Raw genomic sequence first — 22,620 nt, 5'->3', positions numbered from 1 at the left:
TATGAGCTTTTGGATGAGTTGACTACAGAATTCCCTGATGTATTGTTTGAGGGATGCTCAGGCGGAGGTGGCAGATATGACCTCGGAATGCTTTATTATCATCCGCAGATTTGGTTAAGTGACGACACCGATCCTATCGAAAGGCTTAAGATTCAGTACGGAAGTTCTTTTGCATATCCTATAGGCAGCGCAGGAGCCCATGTATCGGCATCTCCGAACCATCAGACTATGAGAAGGACACCTTTTGAGACCAGAGCTACCGTAGCTATGTCAGGTACATTCGGTTATGAGCTTGACCTTAACAAGATTTCAGAAGAAGAGCAGGAAATGGTGAAGTCTCAGGTAAAGGACTATTTAAAGTATGACGAGTTGATATATGAGGGAGATTACTACAGACTTACAAGTCCATATGATTCCAACAGGGTTTGTGCTTGGCAGACAGTAAGTAAGGATAAATCCTTCGGACTTTTAAGTGCGGTGGTTCAGAGCCTTGAGGCAAATGAGTCAAATATCTATGTTTATCCGAGAGGACTTGATGAAACTGCGGTATATGAGATGGCCGGAGCAAAGAGAACAGGAAGAGTCTGGATGAACGGAGGCTTCCTTATTCCGAGGATTAAAGAGGAATATGAAAGTTTCAGGTTTGAAATAAAGAAAGTATAGTTTTACAATCTTTTTGTCAAAACTTACAATATACTTAAAAATATTTAATATATTTTTTGATTTTATTGAAGCTTGCTGTAAGGCAGGCTTTTTTATTGTGAATATTTGTTCGATACTGTAATGTGCGCTTGTTCTATAACCTGTGCTCAGTGTCGAAAATTCTTACGTTTTCCTTACTGGAGAGGCTGATTTTTTAGTTACCTCTCACAAAAATAGAAACTCAGATTGTGCAACTCTTACAATGAAAAAACGTCACTCAAAAAAACATGCACAAACTTAACAGAGGCATATTGACACCTGAAAGTCAGGTCGATATAATCGTGTCATAAGGTTTGGTACAAATTGTAGGTATTACAGGATATATATTAGATATAATTATAAATTATGTTTAAGGGGGAAACAGCATGGACGATTTGGAACGCAAAACTTTTTTATACAAGTCAAGAGAATATATATCTAAATATTTTGATTTAAGCAGATTAAAGGATGATGAGCTTTATGTAAAGCTTGAAAAGTTGGTCAGTGAGCAATTGGGTGAGGTCTATGTTCCAATTCAGGAAAGAGTTAATTTGACCGACGAACTTTATTCATCGATAAGAGGTCTGGGACTGCTTGATATGATCATAAAGGATGATGATATCACAGAAGTTATGATAAACGGTACCGATGAGATTTTCATTGAGAAAAGCGGAAAGATACAAAGACTGAATCAAAGCTTCGACAGTCAAAGAAAGCTGGAGGATATTATACAGCGAATAGTAGGTAGAGCGGGAAGAGAGGTAAATCAGTCAAATCCTATTGTGGATACAAGATTACCTGACGGCTCGAGAGTAAGCGTTGTATTACCGCCGGTAGCATTAAAAGGACCTACTCTAACCATTCGTAAATTCTCTAAAATACCGATGACAGTTGAGCAACTCATAAAATATAAATCAATTACCCCACAGATTGCCAAGGTCTTAGAAACATTGGTTAAAGCAAAATACAATATCTTTATAAGCGGAGGAACAGGAAGCGGAAAAACAACATTCTTAAATGCACTTTCTAATTATATCCCAAACACCGAAAGAGTAATTACTATTGAGGATTCGGCGGAACTTCAGATAGTAGGTATAGATAATCTGGTAAAGCTGGAGACCAGAAACTCAAATTCTTCAGGAAAAGGAAGTATTACCATCAGAGATCTGATAAAGACTTCACTTCGTATGAGACCTGAAAGAATAATAGTCGGAGAGGTAAGAGGTGCGGAAGCACTGGATATGCTGCAGGCTATGAATACAGGTCATGACGGTTCACTTTCAACAGGTCACGCCAATTCGACTGTAGATATGCTAAGCAGACTTGAAACAATGGTGCTTATGGGTGCTGAAGGACTTCCGCTTGAAGCGATAAGGCAGCAGATAGCATCAGCCGTCGATATAATAATACATCTTTCAAGGCTGAGAGATCACAGCAGAAAGACTATGGAAATAACGGAGGTTGTAGGCTTAAAAGACGGTGAAATAGAGTTAAATCCGCTGTATGTCTTTGAAGAGAATGAAGAAAGTACAATGGAAAAAGTGGTGGGAGAACTGAAGAGAACAAAAAATCCGCTTAAGAATACCTTTAAATTAAAGCTTATGGGATATAAAGGAGTTATCTGATGTTTGAAAGAATATTGAAAAAGAAGGAAGACACATATGTAGAAAAGCACGGACTTATGGGAAATGCGGATGATTATCATATATACCATATGAGAATGACAGATTATCTTGTAGGTTTTTTGATAGGATTTGCACTCGGGTTTGTGGTAGTGATGATATTTTTTAGAGTAGTAATATTTGCAGTAACAGTTGGAGCCTTCTGCGGAATACCGGCAATAAAATTTTATAGAAAGTACCGTAAAGAAAAGAGACAAAAAGACCTGCTTATAGAGTTTAGAGATTTGCTTGAGGCACTTACCACATCGTATTCATCAGGAAAGAATACAATGGAAGCCTTTGCGGAAAGCTATCAGGATCTTTTAAGTCTGTACGGTGAGAAGTCGGATATAGTAAATGAGACAAGAATTATAATAGCCGGTATGACCAACAATATAATCATTGAGGACTTGCTTAGAGATTTTGCGGAGAGATGCGGGCTTGATGATGTGGAAAGTTTCACCGCAACATTTGAGTCGGGACTTAGACAGGGCGGAGATATCAGGCAGGTTGTATGGGACAGCAGAAAGATAATCAATGACAAGATAGAAATTGAGATGGAAATAAAGACAATTCTTACAGAAAAAGAAAATGAGCTGAATATTATGATGGTAATGCCGCTCATAATAATGAGTGCACTTAGCGGAATAGGCACAATGTCTGCGGTAGTCAACACGCCGCTTACCGTGACTGTAAAGATATTTGCAATATTACTGTTTGCGGTAGCTTATATGATGGGAAGAAAAATAGTCAATATAAGGATGTAAAAATATGATACTTATGATATTAGCTACAGCATTTGCACTGTTTGTATTATATTTACACTTTAAGTTCAGCGGAAAGTTTAATGATGTGTTGGCAGGTATACCAAGCGGAGAGTACCCGCTGAGTGATATATATTATATAGGTTTCGGATTTATGGAGCTGATACATTTTGATATGAACAGCAAGAATGCGAGAGGAAAGATAAAGCTTATTTCAGAAATATACGGGAAGCAATACGGTCCTTATTACTTTTATTTATTAAGAGGAGGACAGTTAACATTTGCGATAGTTTTGACACTGTTGATGTTTATGCTGACCGGAATAAGCGGTAATTATAAGCTGGCAACTGTCGGAATAGCGATAAGTGCGTTGATGATATGGTATCTGGATGAATTGCTTAACGACAAGATAAATGCCAGAAGAGATGAACTTTTAAGAGATTATCCGGGAATGCTCTCAAAGCTTACATTACTTGTAAATGCAGGTATGCCTATAAGAGAAGCTTGGATAAAAGTTGCAAATGCAAATGAAGGCATGCTGTATCAGGAAATGAGAAATACAGCTATGGATCTTAGCAACGGTATGCAGGAAGTGGAAGCGTACAAAACATTCGGAGAGAGATGTTCTATAAAGTCTCTCAGAAAATTTTCAACAATGATGATACAAAATCTTCAAAAAGGTAGTAACGAGGTGGTACAGTTCCTAAAAGATATGAGTACAGAAGCGTGGGAAGAGAAAAAACACGAAGTAAAAAGAAAAGGTGAGAAGGCAAGTAACAAACTTCTTTTACCGATAGGACTTATATTCGCGGGAGTATTGATTTTGATAATAGTACCTATGTTCGGTAGTCTGAAATTTTGATGTCGGAGCTTATGTCGACTAAAGCTTTTACATAAATATTATTTTGTTCAAAGAGAGGAGAAACAAAATGGAAAAAATGTTTGAACTTATTGATCTGTTCGTTATGGCACAGGCGGTGAAACTTCAGGGTGCACTTAAGGCGTTTAAGGAAGAAGAGCGTGGCGCATCCGATATGGTAGCGGTTATGGTACTTATAGTAATCATAATAGCATTGGCGGCTTTATTTAATCAACAGCTTAAAGGAGCAGTTGAAAAGGTATTTGCACAGTTAACATCATTCGTTGACAGTCGTGGAGCAACACAGCCGTAGTATAAAGTAACTAAGGAGGGGATATGCGTAGTGAAAACAATCGTGGGACATTGATGATAGAAGCTGCACTTATATATCCACTGTTTATCTTTACAATAATAGCGATGTTGGTACTTGGGCTTTTGAAGCTTGAACAAAGTCTTGTACAGTTTGGTACAACAAAGATTGCTTCACAGGCGGCCAGAGAAGCTGCATATCCGGGATATGAAGAGTATCTGGCACCTGCAAGCAGCGGAATTGATATAGATGTTATGAGCTTTCCGAATGCGTCAGGAGTTGACAGCTATTATAAAGAGAGAAAACTGTATGCAGGTTTTTTCAGAAGTAAGGATGAGGTGGGAAACAGTTTTGAAAATAAACTGAATGAATTTTTGCAAAAATATACTATGGTCAGTGGTCTTACAGCGGATTCGGATATAGAAATCACAGGTATAATAACGCCTACGGTCAAGGCCAATACAAAGTACGGAATTAAATTGCCTAAGGGACTTGCCAAAGCACTGAGCTTGGTGGGCGCACCGGAAGAATTCACACTCAAAGAATCCGGCTACGCATTTTCCTCAAATGCAACAGAATTTGTAAGAGACATCGACCTTGGAGCGGATTTGATAGACTTCCTCTTGGAGAGATTCAATCTGAAAGAAAGGGTCGATGTCTATGTAAACAAGCTAAAGACATTAAGAGATAAACTGGGAGGGACAGGCAGGTGAGTATATGAAAATATTTTATAATAAACATGGATCGTTGACTGTATTTATGTCCCTTATTTTGACGATAGTAATGATATTTACAACCGTTTTAATAGACGGGGGAAGAATAATACTTGCAAGAAATATAGTTTCAGGTGCAGGAGATATGGCACTTAATGCAGGACTGACATATTACAACTCGGTACTTCAGGATACATACGGACTCTTTGCAATTTCCAAGAATATGACGGAATTACACGATAATCTGGAAGTATATTTTGAGGCTACATTAAAAAGTAGCGGACTGCATGACCAAGGCTTGGTAAAAGAACTTGTTGATATAGCTTTATCAGGAAGTGGAAGCGATGAGATTTCAGATATTATGAAAATGAAACTCGCCGACGGGGGTTTTGAAGTAAGCCAGGCGGCAGGTGCAAATCTTTCCAATGCAAATATTTTAAGGGCACAGGTACTTGACTATATGAAGTACAGAGCACCGGCAGTTATAGGATATGGATTCTTGGAAAAAATGAATATTCTAAAATCATTGCCGGCTCAGCAAAAGGCGTTGGAAGATAAAAAAGATTATGAAAAAAAGCTAAAGGAGATACAAGATTTATGTATATCTATATATGAGCATTCAAGAAAGTATGAGGATCAACTTATAGACGGAAGATTTAAAACTCCTGAAGAAATAAAGACAAGTGTATTTGACTTAGGAGATGCCAATTTTCCGTATGCCACAATGGATGCAGTCAGCTATGTACAAGTGAATAAGTTACCAAAGCTTGGTAGCGATGAGTATTGGCTTTATAACGACGGTAAACCGTCAGGTGGTAAGTTAAAGGATGATGTATCAGATTTTGAAAATGAAATTAGTGGACTAAAATCAGATTTTTATTCAGTCACAAGTTCACTTGCACATAATCGTATACAGAATACACCAAGTGGAAATGCTTCTTTAGAGTATGATAGATTCAGTGATTATATAAAGTATTATAATGAGTATAAGGTAGATGTAAAAAGGTTTCATACAGTTAATGCCAGATACACATCATCAAAAAAAGAATATGAGGATGAAAAGTTGGCTACTGAAAATGAGATAAGTAGTTTGATTGCTGCCAGTGATGATGAACATGACTATTCAAACAGAATATCGGAGCTGGAAAAGAAATCTAAAGATTTAACTGATGAGTGGAACAGAGTAGAAGGCTGGTATAATAAATCATTTAAAGGTGACTGGAGCAGGACAGGTGAAAATGAGGTTGTACCTGCTAATTATGGAAGTAGTGAATTATCAGATGAGCCATACGGACCAAACTTTAATATAAACAACCTAAGAGATAAATATTTGGCAGATTTAAGGAAGGATATAAATCTTCTTGCTATACCACAAATGAGAACAACAAGGGATTACTATGTTTGGTTTAGCAGTCTGAAATCTGAAGCTGAGACTATAAAGGAAAAGCTTATAAAATTGAAGTCTGAGTCTGAAGTATTAAAGGGTATTGCCGAAAACTGGAATATGCATATCGGGGATATGGCGGAATCAGGTGTAAAAGTGGATATGCAACAAGACCATGATACTAAGACTACAGGAGTAGTAATAGGATATGTTGATGAAATGATAAAAATATTTCAAAGATCTATAGACTATTCATCAAAGGTTATGGCGAATTTGGAAGCTTTTGAATATGCCGGTATAAAGCCTGCCACCTCAGAGGCAACTGATGATGAATGGGTAGACAGTATAATATCCTATGTGGAAGGCTTAACAGGCAGCGACAATCTGACTACTAAAGAGGAAGTGGAGTCAAAGCAGAATGCATTACATACACTTGGAGCGTACAGACCCGCTGAGAATCTGTTATTTATGGGATTTGAGCAAAACATTCCAAGTAAAATACCTAAAGTGGTAGAGAACGGTGATAACGAAGGTGGTTTTAAGCTTATAGATTCGGAGTATGAATATAAGAATCCGGCACTTAGAAACTTTCTGGGTGTGGAATGCTATGACAGTGAACAAAACGGATCAAAGTACTATGTGGATCCGCTGTTTGCCTTTTTAGAAAGAAACAGTTCTGCAACTAAGCCTGAAGGAGATGCAGATGCAAAGAAAAAGCGAAAAGAGATGATCAACGGTACACATGTTGACAATAAGCCTGAGCCGGTGGAGATAAGTGATGTAAATATATCTGATGTAATGGCATCAAATGCGCAGGCTGCACAGATTATGGATGGAGCTACAGCAGAGGATTTACAAAGTAGTGATGAGAATAATCTGGCAGATAATGCACTTGAAGCATCAGGTAAAGCTATTTCAGGATTTGACAGGATAGGTGAGATATTGACAGGCGGAAGAGATAAGCTTTATTTGATGGCATATACCACTACGATGTTCAGCTGCTATACAACTAATAGAGAAGCAGGTGGAAATAAAGCTGAAAAGACTCTTTCAGGAGTACCTTTCAGTAATAAAAACAATGAAGCCTACAGGGCGGAGCAGGAGTATATATTACTGGGAGACCCTAAATTGAAGAACAATGTAGACGGAGTAAAGACAAGAATATTCGGAGTAAGACTTTTGTTAAATGCGATATATGCCTATACAAGTGACAGTGCGTTAAAGACAGAAGCACTCACAATGGCTATGACTATTGCAGGGGCTACAGGATTTCTTGTACCTATAGTACAAAATGTACTGCTGCTTGCAGCGGCACTTACTGAGAGTGTATTTGATGTCAACGATCTGGTAGATGGAAAGTCGGTTCCTCTTTATAAAAATCCACAGGCATGGAGAACAAGATTTGAAAGGATTGGTCAGGTTGTGGCTGAGAGTGCAGCAAGTACATTGTATAAAAAAATGAATGAGTATACAGATGAGGCTAAGGAAAGTTTTAATACTACATTAGATGATTATGTAGAAGATATGGTAAATACAACTACAGAGTCTATTATAGCATCAATACAGGCACCTATACAGGAAAAGTTGATATGGTGTATGACACAGGTTGGAGATGCAAGAGACGGGCTTGAAGACAGGTTAAAGAATTCTATTAAAGAATGCTTTGATAAGATGCAGGCTGATATGGAATCGGAGTTGGCAACAGGTGGACTGGTAGCTAAGGCAAAGCTTGAGGCATTTAAATCTATCAATAATAGTGAAAGCCAAGATAGACTTGTTGAGATAGTAATGAAGACATTAAATATATCTAAGGACAATATAAATGATATTACAAAAAATTTAAATGATAATATAGATGATTTTTTTAAAGACAGAAAGCGTAGGCTAGAAGGTAGGATAAATTCTATATTAGATAAAAGCAAACTTCAAGAGAAGCTTAAAAAAAGTGTTGGAGATGTTTTAGATGCTGCTAACAGTAGCGCACAGGAAGCTATCAATAATAAGATAAATGAGTTCAACAAGGAGTTTGAAGGTGCAGGTGGCGATGCAATGACTATTGGAGAAGGTAAGGATAAACTTGAGTTGAACGGTTTTGATAAGACTAAGGCATCTACATTTAATATGAGCTATAAGGACTATCTGATGGTATTTCTTGCGATACAGTACTTGATAGATGAAAAAGGTGTTATATGCAGGATGGGAAATCTTATACAGACCAATGCAAGCAAAGAAGGTTCACTCTACTATGCCGGAGAAGGATTTTCAATGCAAGAGGCCATAGTGCTGTTACAGGTAAAAGCCGAAGTACAGATACAGCCTGTATTTTTGCAAATACCGAAGGTCAATAACAACAATGAAAAATTTAATATAAAAGGTAAGTTTGGATATCCGATAGATTATAAGGGAGTACTTGGATATTAAGGAGAAATATATGAAAAATATAAAAATACTGATGATGATGGGGTTATTAGGATTGGTAACAGCAGTAGGTAGTGGATGTAGTAAGGCTAATGCCGGTACTGAAAACAGTATAAATAGTGAAAGTACTACAAATAAAGAAGATACCTTATCAGAGAGTAAAGAAAAAGATACTAAAAAGTCGGATTCAAAAAAGAAAGAGTTCAAATTTGGTGAGACAATAGGAACAATAGGGGCAATAGATTTGGAAGCGGACAGTGATTTCCCTAAAGCAGGTTTTTTTAAAACGGATGATTTTATACTTGGTTGCGAAGAAAATAAAGGAGAACTTGCATCATGTTTTTATGATCAAATATGTATTGATGAACTCGATACACAGAATGTATGGAATATAGAATATAGTGAGGATTTAGATAAAATTCCTTCAGCAATGAAAGGATTGGATAGCATATGGGATTCATATTTAAATGATGGAAGAATGTATAATATGCATAGTGAACAAAAGTATGAAGTTATAGTAGATAGTACAGAAAAAGTTAGCTATAGCGGAAGAGATTTTATAAGAGAAGAGGGACATATAGATATTACAAGGAAAGATCCTAACTATACTTACGATCCTGATTTGGTCAGAACCAAATATATAGCATATTATTACTTCAGTCCTAAAGGCGCAGGTCTTGATGCAGCTGACGATGCATCAGGCTATGGGATGGGAATGGCAATATGGGGTGTAAGACCTGTAGATATGTCGGATGAAGCTGAAGCAAAGACTATGGAAGAAAACTATGAGAAGCTAAAGAAGTCGGCAGAAGCATCTATGAACAGTTTTATAAGCTTACAAGAATATTGGAAGCTTGGAAAGTAGTGCGTTAAAGAAGGAGAGCAAAGTTATGGCTAAGGATAAGCAGGAAGGTTTTATTACAGTGGAAGCCAGTCTTATATTGATGATTTTTATTGCGGCGTATATGGCACTGCTTAGTATGTTAAATGTGTATAGAGCATATACAAGCATACAAAACGCTATAGACCAGTCGGCAAAACAAATATCCGAATACTCATATATAGCCAAGAAGCTGGGAGTACATAATATAGGGCAAACTGCTTCAAACGATGCGGGAGAGTTTGGTGATAAGACAAAAAAGATGTTGAATACAATACAGGTATTTTTCAATGCCAGTGCGAACGGTCTTGAAAATGCTACAGATGTATCCAACAACATATTGGATGAAAACTCACAGGCATATCCGGAAGACATAATGGCTCAAATGGAAAACGTAGGGAAGAGTGCACAGGAAATATATGATTCCGGACAGGCAATGTACACATCGGTTACAGACTACTTCTCAGATGAAAAAGCGATATTCAACGGAATATTGGCGGTTATAAAAGACGGAGCATATGATGCGGTGAAGCTGGCGGTAGCGATGCCGATAAGCAGAGCCGTTACAAACAAGTACCTCGCAGGTTTTCCAAAAGGATACTTTGAAAGTCTAGGGGTGCAGGGCGGAAAAAACGGAATAAATTACTGGGGGTCAAGCTTTTTTCTCGATATGCAAAGTATCGAGATAAGCGCCTCATATAAAATGAGGATCCCCCTGCCGTTTGTAGATAAATTTGATTTAAGACTGAAGAATACGGCTTCAACAAGAGCGTGGATAGGCGACGGAAGCTTTAACGAACCGAATGAAGCGGGAGGAAATGTGGCAGGTGCGGCATTGGAAGACGGTGCGGAAGAAAAACCGGGCGAAGAGGATAATTTTGATAATATTACTCCGGTAGTACCTGCAAGCAATAAATTGAATATCCCTGCATCGGTATGGGATAAGAGTACCAAAGAGCGCGGTGAAGAGATAAGCAACTATGACAATACGGTGGTGAAAAGGAATTTGGATTCAAACGAATTCGAGGATATAAGTATTTTCAGTGAAAGTGAAAAATATATTGCAAGAACTCACAGTATGGATACTGATATGATTGAATATCAGGACGGAAGCAAGTTCTTAAGGGCAATAAAAAAAGATATGAAAAGGCTTGAGGGCTTCAGTGAACAAGGAAATATCACACCGGATAAATACAATAAAAAATATTATTATCTGGTGTTAAAGAATAAAGAACTTAGTGTAGATCAGCAAAAGGCGATAGTAGCCGCAACTGAATACGCAAGCAGAAACGGAATAGTGCTGAAACTATATACGACAGAATAGGAGATGGGCGATGGTGAACTTAGTTTTTTGCATAGCATTTATGCTGACTGCGTATATTATTACAATGTTTATATATAAAAAAAGATATAATACGAACAATCTGAAACAAAATATAATGTTATTTGTAATTTATCTTTCGGTAGGTATAGCGATAGGAGTTTTATATAAAATATATGCATTTGATATTCTTAAAACTTTTAAAGCATTAGCGATAATCTCTATAACCTTGATAACGGCAGGAATTGACTACAGAGAAAAGATAATACCGAATGAAGTGGTTGTATGCATTATAGCCGTCGCTTGTGTGATGATGATAATAAATGCTTTTACAAACAGTGTGGAAGCATTGGCAATATTTATAGACTCACTTGTTGCAATGCTTATAGGAGTCGTGTTGTTTGCAGCAAGCAAGGCGATAAGCAAAAACGGAGTCGGAATGGGAGATATAAAACTTGTAGGAGCACTAGGTCTGTACCTTAGAACATATGCACTGATGGGAGTACTTTTAGTGGCACTTGTATCTATTGCAATATACGGATTGATAAAAGTGATTTTAAAAAAGGCCTGTGTAAAGGATGAGATACCTTTCGGACCGTTTGTGGCTTTCGGAGTGACAGCTTGTATGATATTGGGATTTTAGGAGCGATATATGAATATGAAGAAAATATTGGCACCTATAATAATCTTACTGTTGGTGTCAGGTTGGGGAAATATAATAGGCGGAAAAGCCGGGAAATATAAAAACTATACGGAGCATATTAAAAATGCTAAGACTTTGGAGTCAAAGGAAATCTATATAGACGCCATTGACCAGTATAAGAAGGCTCTTGAGTTTACAAAGAATAAGTTACCTGTACAGGAAGCCATGTTGGATGATTACCTGAAGCTCAAAAAGTATAACGATTTTGAAAAACAGGGAAATGCCATATTGGAAAGCTATAATTATCCTAAGAATGTAGCAAAAAAAATGACAGACTACTATATAGACAGGAAGCAGACTGTGAATGCATTAAAGCTTGTCAATGCTTATCTTGAAAAGAATTCGGATGATGAAGATTTTTTGGCACTTCAAGGAAAAATTAGGGGAAGCTGTTCTGAAGTTTATTTCGGAAGTGATGATATAAAGATGTACGGAAACGGTTTTTATGTGTTTGTGGATGACAATAAACAGGGACTTTTAAAGTCTGACGGCAGCGATAAGATAGCTGCGATATATGACAAGATTTATCCGTACGGAAAGGAACCTGAGTACGCTCCGGTGTGCAAGGATAATGAGTGGTACTATATTGATAAGAACGGATATAAAAAACTTGCACTTGATTTTAGTGTAGAAAGCCTTGGAGTATACGGCAATAATTTGGCACCTTATTGTAGTGAAGGTAAGTACTCTTATATTGATGCAAATGCAAAAAAAGCAAGCAAAAATACCTATGATTTTGCAAGCAGTTTTGCAGGTAAGAGAGCGGCGGTAAAAAATAACGGCAAATGGGCAATTATAAAGTCGGATTTTTCACAGGTTACAGATTATATATATGATGATGTGGTGTTGGATGAATGCGGATTTGCCACAGCACAGAATGTATACATTGCAAAGCTTGACGGAAAGTACCATATTTTCGGACTTGACGGAAAGGTAAAGGATGGTGAAGGCTTTGATAAAGCGAAGGCCTTTATATCGGATGAACCTACAGCGGTAAAAAAAGACGGAAAGTGGGGATTTGCAAACAAAAAAGGTGAAGTGGAATTGATGACCGACTACATTGATGCAAAGCCTTTTTCAAGCGGATTTGCGGCGGTATATGACGGAAAAAAGTGGGGTTATATAAATAAAAATAATACTGTAGTTATTGATTTTGAGTTTAATGAAGCAGGCAGCTTTAACAACAGCGGTGTCGCTGTAGTCAGAAAGCCCGGCATAAAATTTATACAACTTGTAAAATAGGAGGTTTTTAATGAAAATCAGACTGGCTTTGGTAGATAGTGATGAGGATTACAGGAAGAGATTGTCAGACTTTTATATTAAAAATTATCATGACAAAATAGAAATAATGACATTTTCTTCATTAGATTCATTTGAGAGTAACAGAGGCAACAAACCTATTGATGTATTGCTCGTATCCGAGGATATTGAAGACGATTTATCGTTCTATACGGAAAAGATGAGTGTGGCGTATCTGTGTGACAGGGATTTGATAGAGAGAAAGAACAATATAAAGGCTGTAAATAAGTTCAAAAAGCCTGAGAAGATATATAAGGAAATTTTAAACATTCTGGCGGATTCATCAAACGGAGATATTGCATATAAGTTCAATGACGGAAACAATACCCTTGTAGAAGTTTTTATGCCTGTAAACGGTGGTGCAGGTGCCACATCACTGGCTATTGCATACGGAAAGAGACTTGCAATGCAGGGTATACCTACCTTATATTTAAACTTTGAACTTCTGAACACATCCAAGCTGTTTATGAACGGTGAGGGCAGCATAGGATTTGATGAAATAATATATGCAATAAAGAGTAAAAAGCAAAATGTTCCGCTAAAGATAGAAAGCAGCGTGGTGAAGAGCAGAGAAGGTCTTGATTTCTTTAATGAGGCGAGAATTGCCCTTGATATGCTTGAGATGAATGATGAAAATATCGAACTTTTGATAAGAGAATTACAGGGAATGGGCAAATACAGACATATAATTATAGACAGCAACCTGTGCATGGGAAGCAGATTGAAACTGTACTCCAAGCTTGCACATAAGATAATCCTTGTATTTGAAGAGAGTGCCATAGGTATGAAGAAGATGTCGGATTTGAACAGAGCATTGCAGCTGCTTGAAAACGGCGGAAATATTGATATAACAAATAAAATAACCATTATCTGCAATAAGGTAAAAGATGTAAATGCCGTATCAATACCGGCAGACCTTTCCGTAAAAGAATTTGTAAAAAGATATAATGCAAGTGATGATTTGACAGATGTGTTGAGGCAGGTTTCTTTTTTAGATAATTTGAGATAGGAGGCATATATGTTTAAGAAAAATACAACCGACAAAGGTATTGAGCTTATATATGAAATTGATGAAAATGAAAAGCTTGACAATGTAAGTATCGGAATGATGAAAAACAATGATATTGAGGCTTTATTTCCTGTAGACATGATAACAAATGATACAAAAACACAGCTTAAGTATCAAGTCGGAAAGTCAAAGAGTCTGAATGAATATATAACCGAGGAACTTACAAAAGAAGAGCTTTTGGCGATATTTGAAAATATTTGTAAAGGTATCAGTCGTATAGAAGAGTATATGCTTTTGGAAGATCAGGTAATATTTGATAATGATTATATATTTGTGGAAGGCAATAATATAAGTCTGATTTTATTACCTATATATAATAGAAGAAACAACATCAGCTTGAATTCGTTTTTAAAAAATCTCTTACTTGATATGATGGTAAATAATGAAAAGGCTGCATATTTTGCATCCGATATAACCAAGCAACTTTCACAGGAAGAGAATTTCTCCTATGACAATTTTTTAAATGTGCTTGATGCCCTAAAGCAAAAAAGATATATTGAAAAGCCGAATATAAGAAAAGACGAAAGAAGTGATGAGTTCACAGAGAAAAAAGGGATTGCCGACAGGAAGGTATATAATATAGAAGAAAACATTTCAAAACCTGTTTTGTCAAGGCAATATCAGGCAAACACCCATTTTGAAAATAACGATAACTCATATAAAAATGTATCAATTCCGAATGCCGCAGTGCAGGTTGCGAGTCTTGATAAGCAGCCGCAAAAGGTTGAAAAGAAAAAGGGATTGTTTGGACTCGGTAAGCAAAAGGAAGCACAAGCTTCAACAGAATCCGGGTTTGATAGAAATAATAACAATAATCTTTTGATTCCGGGAAGAGAAGAACCTTTGAATGTAGGAAGCCAAAATAAGAAAGAGAAAAAGAAATTCTCACTGTTTGGCAAAAAGAAGGAGAAGGAAAATAATCCGGTTGAGAGTGTAAAACAGGTTCCTAAAGCTACATACGGTGAGACCACAGTATTACAAAATCCTTCAAATATAGGTGAGACTACATTGCTGGGATTTTCACCTAATATTATAAACTCATTTTTGATATGGAGAAGAACGGGTGAAAAGATAGTGATAGATAAGTCCGCCTTCAGAATTGGTAGAGAAAAAAATTATGTAGACTTTTGTATAGATGACAATTCTTCGGTCGGAAGAAACCATGCGGAAATAATTCAAAAGGACGGAGCATATTTTATCAGAGATTTAAGGTCACTTAACTTTACCAGAGTGAACGGTGAGAAGGTATCACCGAGTTTGGAAGTGGAACTTTGGGATAATGATGTAATAAGCTTGGCAAATGAAGAGTTTGAATTTCACATAGGATAAGATATGAATTATTTTTTGGCGGCACAGACTGAGGTAGGTTTAAAGAAAAATTGTAATCAAGACAGTATTATCCTAAAAAGAGCGAAGTTTAAAGGCAGAGAAGTTTGTCTCGGGGTCATTTGTGACGGTATGGGGGGACTGTCCTGTGGTGAATTTGCAAGTAAAAGTATAGTTGAAGCGGTTTCGGACTGGTTTTTATATCAGTACAGCAGGTATAGTGATGTTTGGAATGAAAGTCAAATGAGAACGGATTTTATAAACATACTAAGCTCAGAAAATGAAGGGCTGCTCTACTATGGTAAAGAGCACGGTATATATCTCGGGACCACCATAACTGCGATACTTTTGGTGGATAATAAGTTTTTTGTCTGCCATGTAGGCGATACCAGACTTTATAAGATATCGGAAAAAGGTATGGTACAGCTGACAAACGACCACACTGTTATCGCAAGAGAGATAGCGGAGGGAAAACTTAGTATAAAGGATGCAAAAAGCGATCCAAGAAGGAATGTACTTTTACAATGTATAGGTGCAACTAAGGATGTAAATCCGGATATCTTTTGCGGAGAGGTAAGAAGCGGAGATATATTATTACTTTGCAGTGACGGCTTCAGACATGAGATAAGCGAAAAGGAAATCCTAAAGGCAATTAAAGGATATGATAATTCAAAGCTTAATGAAAGACTGAGAGCGTTGATAGACTTAAATCTTAAAAGGAGAGAGCAGGATAATATTTCTGCAGCTTTGATAAAGGTAAAGTAGGTGAGATATGTTGGAGATTGGCAGCCTTTTAGACGGTAAATATAAGATTTTAAATAAAATCGGACAGGGCGGTATGAGTATTGTTTATCTGGCTATGAACGAAAAAGCCAATAAACAGTGGGCTATAAAGGAGATGAGAAAGGAAAAGAACAAAAATTGTGAGGTGATGAGACAGAGTCTTATAACCGAAACAAATCTCCTAAAAGAGCTTAAGCACCCATACCTGCCAAGTATTGCGGATATAATTGAAAATGAAGATACAATAATAATTGTAATGGACTATGTGGAAGGCAGAGCATTATCCGATATTTTATCAGAAAAAGGTACTATTGATGAAGCGAGTGTGGTAGAGTATGCAATTCAATTATGTGATGTACTTGACTATCTGCATTCGCAAAATCCTCCGATAATATACAGAGATCTTAAGCCTTCAAATATAATTTTAAAGCCTGACGGCAAGATAACTTTGATAGATTTCGGAACGGCAAGAAGATATAACTATGACAGTATTTCAGATACCACCTGTCTTGGAACTATCGGATATGCCGCCCCTGAGCAGTTTGCAGGTGAAAATCTGAGGCAGACGGATGCAAGGACCGATATATACAATCTCGGTGCGACTATGTATCATCTTCTGACAGGTGTGAATCCGTCAGAGCCTCCGTATGAGCTTTATCCTATCAGAAAATGGGATGAGAGACTTTCGGACGGACTTGAAAAGATAATACTTAGAGCCACAAGAAAAGACCCTGAAAGAAGATTTGAAAACTGCAAAGAGATGGCGTATGCACTTAAGCATTACAAAGATCTTGACAATTCATATATAAAGAGACAAAAAAAGAAGATATTTCTTTTTGCAGCTACAATTACGATTTCCGCTTCAAGTTTTTTTGTAGCTATGGCGGCAAACGGAATGGAGAAAAGAGAAATATCAAAAGTCTATAACAATTATTTATCTGAAGCTACATTGACTATAGCTTCTGATAAAAATAAAAATGATATTGACGGCAGAGTTTTAAAACTTTTAAATGATGCCGTAAATATAGCTCCGCAAAAATCAGAGGCATATATAAGGATGCTTGATTATTACTGTGAAAGCGGACAAACCGGAAACGGACTTAGGGTGCTTTCCTCAATGATTGCATCAGGGAAAGGAGAACTTGAAAAAAATGATGACATAATGATGAAAATGGGACAGATATATTTTCTTGGGAACAGTAAAGATGCCAACTTTGATGTGGATTACGGCACTGCTGCAAGATATTTTGATAAGGTGGACACAAAAAAATACCCGCAGGCCAAGTATTATTCTTCACTTTCAAGAGCTCTGTCGGAGATAGGCAGTGACAGTGAAACGATAGTTAGGGATATGAACAATATTGATGAGTATTTGAATACGGGGGTAAAGGAGGAGGAAAAGGTAGAAATATATACCACATTATCAAAGATATACAGAGCAAATGCCTATACTATACAAAAGTCGGGTGAAAAGCCTTTTGACAAATCTATTGAACTTTTGGATAAGGCAAATGAGATATTGAAAAGTCCTTATATAGAAAGTGAAATAAAGGAAAAGTATTTGCCGGAAGTATACTTCGGATTGGCTGATGCATACTACAGAAGAGCAAATATTGATTTGCAGGATAAAAGAGCAAAAGAAGATCTGTATGAAGCTGTCACATACTACGATCAATACCTGATATTTGCTACAAATACACAGTCGATTCTGTTTGAAAACAGGATAGGAGATATCTATAGAACTCTTGGAGAATATAACAGGGCGGCGGATAAATACAAGGATATAATAAAAAAATATCCGGATGATGCTACAGCTTATATAAGTCTTTCCACGATGTTACTTATAGATATGAAGGATGTGAATTCTTCTGTGGAAGTATACAAAAAAGCAAGTGTTTTGCCTGATATAGAGTCAAATTCAAATTTTGTTTCATTGAAGAATAAATTACAAAATGTCGGAGGCATCTGATGCATAGAATATTATATTACGGCGGAATTTTTACAGGGAGCATAACTTTTATAATAAGCTTTATCATCTGGTTTAAGCTTGGTATAAGAAAGGCGTTCAAAGATATCATAAACTACGGTTCAAAGAAGAGATGGTCTGTGGATGCCGGTATGCAAAATAAGACAATGCCTCTCAGAAAGACAGGCTCAGGCAGACTGTTTGCAGGCAAAGCGGTGAGAAAAATAAACGATTACAGTGTGCAAAATAAGCATAAAGAAATCACAGAGACTGTTCTTTTGGAAAATTATCACGGTCAGGAATTAAAAGATATCAAAAAAGATATCGATTTTGAAATTATTGAAGAAATAAATTTAATAGCAGGGGGTAGATAGTTTTATGAATGTTAGAAGTAGGAAGGTGATGGCGGTAATCGTTTGTATTTGCTTTATGATACAAATTATTTTTAGATCTTTTAGTTTTGATTCAATGGCTACTCCTTCAAATACGGTAATAGCGTTGATTTTTAGAGATACAAACGGTTATCATATAAGAAATATTTCATCATTTTTAGACAGTGACGGCACTATAACAATGCCTACACCTAGAGACCTTGGAGATACAAATGATGAGAGCTATTCCAATTGGAGTCCTGTACTTATAGAGAACTCTTTTGATAATGTAAAAAAGGTGATAATGAACGGCGGACACCTTGATATTGAAGACTATGACGTATCAAATCCTCCGACACTTGCAACATCATCCGTTGCAACACCTTCACTTGCTACAAGTGCAAATTCACAAAGAACGGATATTGTGATAAGAAGCGGATTTTCACCTCTTACAAATGAAGAAAGTGCAAATGCAAATATCACAATCTACAGAAGCAATGTATTATTCGGTATCGGCAGTACGGTAAATATTGCAAGAAGAGGCAGATTGAATGTTATCAGTGACGGTATGAAGCAGTTTGTATCAAAAAACGGCAATAAAAATCAGATTTTCTTCTTGGCAGTACAGCCGCCAGTTGAGGAAGTACCTGAGAGTATTCCTAATGAAGTTCCGAGAATTACATTGTCTACCGAAGAGAGCAGACCGGCTACAAGGGCAGAGAATAATACTGTAGGTGAAGTATCAAACAATGCTGAAAGCACAGGAAGCAGGAGAGGTGATAGTGAAACCGGTAGAACTGATATCAGTACACAGAGCACCAATCACTCTATGGGTTCATCAAATGTAAGAACCAATGTGTCATCAACAAGTGAAAGAACCAATACAACTCAAAGTACAAATGTGAGGGTACAAAATTCTTCAAATACTCAGGGTAGTGAAACACGAAGTGACAATCTACAAAGCGGTAATACACAGAGTGCAAATACAGTCGAAAACAATGTACAAAACAATGCAAATAGCGTACAAAGTGATAGAGTATTTACACCTATGGGTAACGGAATCGGACATAGCGTCTACAGCAGTGTAAAGCCGAGAGTGAGTATACACAATGAAAGCAGCCAAAATAACGGCTTCCTTAATACCAAGTCCACATCTGTAAATGTAAGCGATGACAATTTCAATGCCGATAATTATTCAGTGCTTGTATATAAGAATGTAGGCGGAAAGGAAGTATTGTCAAATGCAAGATATTCCTGGAGTCAGGAAGGCGGCAATCACAAGGCGAATATTTTATTTGATGATGACGGAGAATACAGAATTTCGGTTGTAAAGAATAATGCAAAGTCACAGGATGATAAAGTAAAGTTTGAGCAAAAAGTGAATGTGGATTCCACAGCACCGTATATCACCATAACCGGCGTAGAGGATTTGACGGCAAATGCAAGAACTGTTTCACCTGTAGTAAAATACAGTGATGTAAACATTGATTTGTCGAGATCAAAGATCACTCTGACATCCGTTGCTGACGGAAAGGTAAGAGAACTTTTATATAAGGCAAAGAAACAGGGCAGCGGATATATTCTCAATCTTGACCCTGTATATATTGACGACAACTATGTACTTACCGTAACCATATATGATATGGCGGGAAATGTTACAGAAAAGAAAGTCAATTTCTCAGTGAATAAAAACGGTGCGACATTTAAGTTTAGACCGGAAGAGCTTGTAGGTGCATATACAAATAAGCCTTTTACACCAAGTATAGAGGTTTGGAACACTGATGAAATCTCTATTGTTTCAGCTACTATAAACGGTATGGACGAACCTTATGAGTTTGTAGGTGGTGAACTTAAGTTCTTAAACCCTATAAATAAAGACGGCAAGTATGTATTCAACCTTGAGGTCAGCGATACGGCAGGTAACAAGTCTTTGATGAAGCCTGTAGAAGTTATCTATGATGCTACAAAACCGGTATGTATAATAAACGGAGTCAAAGAAGGTGAAAGCTATGAGGGAAGTGTAAATATTATTTTAAGCACCGAACTGCCGGGCGATGAGATATCATCCGTTTGGCTTGACGATAAGCTTTTATCAGATAGCGAGTATAAGATAAATAACGGTAAGGTTGAATTTGTTGCAGATACCAAGGGAAGTCACACCCTTAAGGTACAGGCAAAGGATAAGGCAGGAAATTTAAGTGATATTGAGACGGTGAACTTTGAAATAAAGGTTCCGAATGTGAAATTATCTTCAATTTCTCTACTTCCTTGGGCGGCAGTCTTACTCGGATTGTCACTCGGATTCGGCGTTGTTTTAGTATATAAGAAGCGTAAAAAAGGTGACAAAGCATAAAATTTTGCAGTTACCCTTTTTAAGAAAAATATATTTATTGAAAAAGCTATACAACTATGCTAAAATAATTTCGCATAAAGCTTGTTGTCGGTTATCGACATAGAAGGAGAATGTTTATGAAGCATGTTGTTACTTTAAATGAGAAAACTCTTAAAGAGAGCTTAAAGCGTGGTGGTTGTGGTGAGTGCCAGACTTCTTGTCAGTCAGCTTGCAAGACATCTTGTACAGTTGGAAACCAGGGCTGTGAAAACCCTAACAGATAAGACGCTTGTATCAAACCCCCTTTTCGGTCATTGACTGTTAAGGGGGATTTTCGCGTTGTACTATTTGCTTTGTAATAGAAAGAGGAATAATTTGTTACACCAGTATAAAAATAACGGATATAATATAGTATTGGATGTCAATTCAGGTTCGGTCCATGTAGTGGATGAGCTGATGTATGATGCAATGGCTGTCGGGGAGAAACTTATAGGTGAGATAGAAGCACCTATAAAGCTTGACGATGAGACAAAAGCCAAGATAAAAGATGCTCTTATTGACAAATACAGCGACAAAGAGATAGATGAGGCTGTAGCCGATATACAGGAGCTTATAGATGCCGAGGAGCTCTATACAAAGGATACCTATGAGCTGTATATCAATGATTTCAAGGAGAGAGAGACTGTAGTAAAGGCACTTTGTCTGCATATCGCTCACGATTGCAATCTGGCATGTAAGTACTGCTTTGCAGAAGAAGGTGAGTACCACGGCAGAAGAGCTTTGATGAGTTATGATGTAGGAAAAAGAGCGCTGGATTTCCTTGTTGCAAATTCAGGCAACAGAAAGAATCTTGAAGTGGATTTCTTCGGCGGTGAGCCGCTTATGAACTGGCAGGTCGTAAAGGACCTTGTAAAGTATGGAAGAAGTCTTGAGGAGCCGAACAATAAAAAATTCAGATTCACAATAACTACAAACGGTATGCTTTTGAATGACGAAATCATGGATTTTTGCAATAAAGAGATGTCAAATGTAGTACTCAGTCTGGACGGCAGAAAAGAAGTAAACGATGCCATGCGTCCTACCAGAGGCGGCAAGGGAAGCTATGATACTATAGTTCCGAAGTTTGTAAAGTTTGCCAAGAGCAGAGGCACTAAGGATTACTATATCAGAGGTACTTTTACAAGAAATAATATTGAGTTTTCAAAGGATGTAATTCACTTTGCAGATCTCGGCTTTAAACAGACAAGTATGGAGCCTGTAGTAGGCGAAGAGAGTGAAACTTACGCCATCAAAGCTGAAGATATTCCGAAGATTATGGAAGAGTATGATAAGCTTGCGGTAGAGTATATCAAGAGAAAGAAGGAAGGAAGAGGCTTTAATTTCTTCCACTTCAATATAGATTTGACTCAGGGACCATGTGTTGCAAAGAGACTTTCAGGTTGCGGATCGGGTACGGAGTATCTGGCGGTAACACCTTGGGGAGATTTATATCCATGTCATCAGTTTGTAGGTAAGGATGAGTTCTTACTTGGAAACGTGTTTGACGGTCTTAAAAGGAAAGACATCAGCAATGAGTTTAAGCTTTGCAATGTTTACGCCAAACCTAAGTGTAAAGATTGCTATGCAAGATTTTATTGCAGTGGCGGCTGTGCTGCAAATTCATACAGCTTCCACGGATCTATTACAGATACTTATGATATCGGTTGCGAACTTCAAAAAAAGAGAATTGAATGTGCAATAATGATAAAAGCAGCGTTAGCTGGGTAAAATAGGAGAAGAT

The 22,620-nt window shown here is 37.2% G+C and carries 19 protein-coding genes; all 19 read left to right on the top strand.

The features are described 5' to 3' along the window. Window positions 1–663 (top strand): alpha-galactosidase (locus ACO6FI_RS01970; RefSeq protein WP_485455876.1); only part of this gene is annotated, 663 nt, incomplete at its 5' end. A gap of 404 nt (window positions 664–1,067) precedes the next feature. Then, window positions 1,068–2,306 (top strand): TadA family conjugal transfer-associated ATPase, encoded by a 1,239-nt coding sequence (locus ACO6FI_RS01965; protein ID WP_448947160.1) that lies wholly within the window; start codon window positions 1,068–1,070, stop codon window positions 2,304–2,306. Then, on the top strand, window positions 2,306–3,109 hold the full coding sequence (locus tag ACO6FI_RS01960) for a type II secretion system F family protein (RefSeq protein ID WP_485455875.1): 804 nt from the start codon (window positions 2,306–2,308) through the stop codon (window positions 3,107–3,109). The genes ACO6FI_RS01965 and ACO6FI_RS01960 overlap by 1 nt, the downstream gene beginning before the upstream one ends. Before the next feature lie 4 nt (window positions 3,110–3,113). Continuing rightward, the gene (locus tag ACO6FI_RS01955; RefSeq protein ID WP_485455874.1) at window positions 3,114–3,968 is read left to right on the top strand and encodes a type II secretion system F family protein; all 855 of its coding nucleotides are present in this window, start codon (window positions 3,114–3,116) and stop codon (window positions 3,966–3,968) included. A gap of 67 nt (window positions 3,969–4,035) precedes the next feature. Then, entirely contained in the window at window positions 4,036–4,278 is a 243-nt protein-coding gene (locus ACO6FI_RS01950; RefSeq protein ID WP_008751982.1) for a Flp1 family type IVb pilin, read from the top strand. A 23-nt stretch (window positions 4,279–4,301) separates the two neighbouring features. Next, window positions 4,302–4,988, top strand: a complete 687-nt coding sequence (locus ACO6FI_RS01945; protein ID WP_485455873.1) for a TadE/TadG family type IV pilus assembly protein — start codon at window positions 4,302–4,304, stop codon at window positions 4,986–4,988. Between the two features lie 4 nt (window positions 4,989–4,992). After that, on the top strand, window positions 4,993–8,793 hold the full coding sequence (locus ACO6FI_RS01940) for a DUF5702 domain-containing protein (protein ID WP_485455872.1): 3,801 nt from the start codon (window positions 4,993–4,995) through the stop codon (window positions 8,791–8,793). Window positions 8,794–8,803: 10 nt separating this feature from the next. Next, entirely contained in the window at window positions 8,804–9,655 is an 852-nt protein-coding gene (locus ACO6FI_RS01935; protein ID WP_485455871.1) for a hypothetical protein, read from the top strand. 25 nt (window positions 9,656–9,680) lie between these two features. Further along, on the top strand, window positions 9,681–10,994 hold the full coding sequence (locus ACO6FI_RS01930; protein ID WP_485455870.1) for a hypothetical protein: 1,314 nt from the start codon (window positions 9,681–9,683) through the stop codon (window positions 10,992–10,994). A gap of 10 nt (window positions 10,995–11,004) precedes the next feature. After that, window positions 11,005–11,634 carry a prepilin peptidase gene (locus tag ACO6FI_RS01925; protein ID WP_485455869.1) on the top strand — a complete coding sequence of 210 codons (630 nt, stop codon included), beginning with the start codon at window positions 11,005–11,007 and terminating at the stop codon, window positions 11,632–11,634. A 9-nt stretch (window positions 11,635–11,643) separates the two neighbouring features. Beyond that, window positions 11,644–12,936: a WG repeat-containing protein gene (locus ACO6FI_RS01920; RefSeq protein WP_485455868.1), complete on the top strand. Its 1,293-nt coding sequence runs from the start codon at window positions 11,644–11,646 to the stop codon at window positions 12,934–12,936. Window positions 12,937–12,946: 10 nt separating this feature from the next. Next, on the top strand, window positions 12,947–14,002 hold the full coding sequence (locus ACO6FI_RS01915; RefSeq protein ID WP_485455867.1) for a P-loop NTPase family protein: 1,056 nt from the start codon (window positions 12,947–12,949) through the stop codon (window positions 14,000–14,002). Between the two features lie 9 nt (window positions 14,003–14,011). Further along, complete coding sequence (locus tag ACO6FI_RS01910) at window positions 14,012–15,391, top strand: DUF6382 and FHA domain-containing protein (RefSeq protein ID WP_485455866.1); 1,380 nt, start codon at window positions 14,012–14,014, stop codon at window positions 15,389–15,391. A 3-nt stretch (window positions 15,392–15,394) separates the two neighbouring features. Continuing rightward, a complete protein-coding gene (locus tag ACO6FI_RS01905; RefSeq protein ID WP_485455865.1) occupies window positions 15,395–16,153 on the top strand; it encodes a PP2C family protein-serine/threonine phosphatase in 759 nt (252 codons plus the stop codon). A 7-nt stretch (window positions 16,154–16,160) separates the two neighbouring features. Beyond that, complete coding sequence (locus tag ACO6FI_RS01900) at window positions 16,161–18,140, top strand: protein kinase domain-containing protein (protein ID WP_485455864.1); 1,980 nt, start codon at window positions 16,161–16,163, stop codon at window positions 18,138–18,140. Then, complete coding sequence (locus tag ACO6FI_RS01895) at window positions 18,140–18,511, top strand: hypothetical protein (RefSeq protein WP_485455863.1); 372 nt, start codon at window positions 18,140–18,142, stop codon at window positions 18,509–18,511. Before ACO6FI_RS01900 ends, ACO6FI_RS01895 begins: the two co-directional genes overlap by 1 nt. Window positions 18,512–18,515: 4 nt before the next feature. Next, a complete protein-coding gene (locus tag ACO6FI_RS01890; RefSeq protein WP_485455862.1) occupies window positions 18,516–20,861 on the top strand; it encodes an Ig-like domain repeat protein in 2,346 nt (781 codons plus the stop codon). 116 nt (window positions 20,862–20,977) lie between these two features. Further along, a complete protein-coding gene (gene scfA, locus ACO6FI_RS01885) occupies window positions 20,978–21,124 on the top strand; it encodes a six-cysteine ranthipeptide SCIFF (protein WP_007593215.1) in 147 nt (48 codons plus the stop codon). 91 nt (window positions 21,125–21,215) lie between these two features. Further along, window positions 21,216–22,607, top strand: coding sequence for a thioether cross-link-forming SCIFF peptide maturase (scfB, locus tag ACO6FI_RS01880; protein ID WP_485455861.1), 1,392 nt, complete (start codon window positions 21,216–21,218; stop codon window positions 22,605–22,607). The last annotated feature ends 13 nt before the right edge of the window (window positions 22,608–22,620 follow it).

The organism is Lachnoanaerobaculum sp., assembly GCF_057250505.1.
This window is presented reverse-complemented; position numbering and strand designations above follow the sequence as displayed.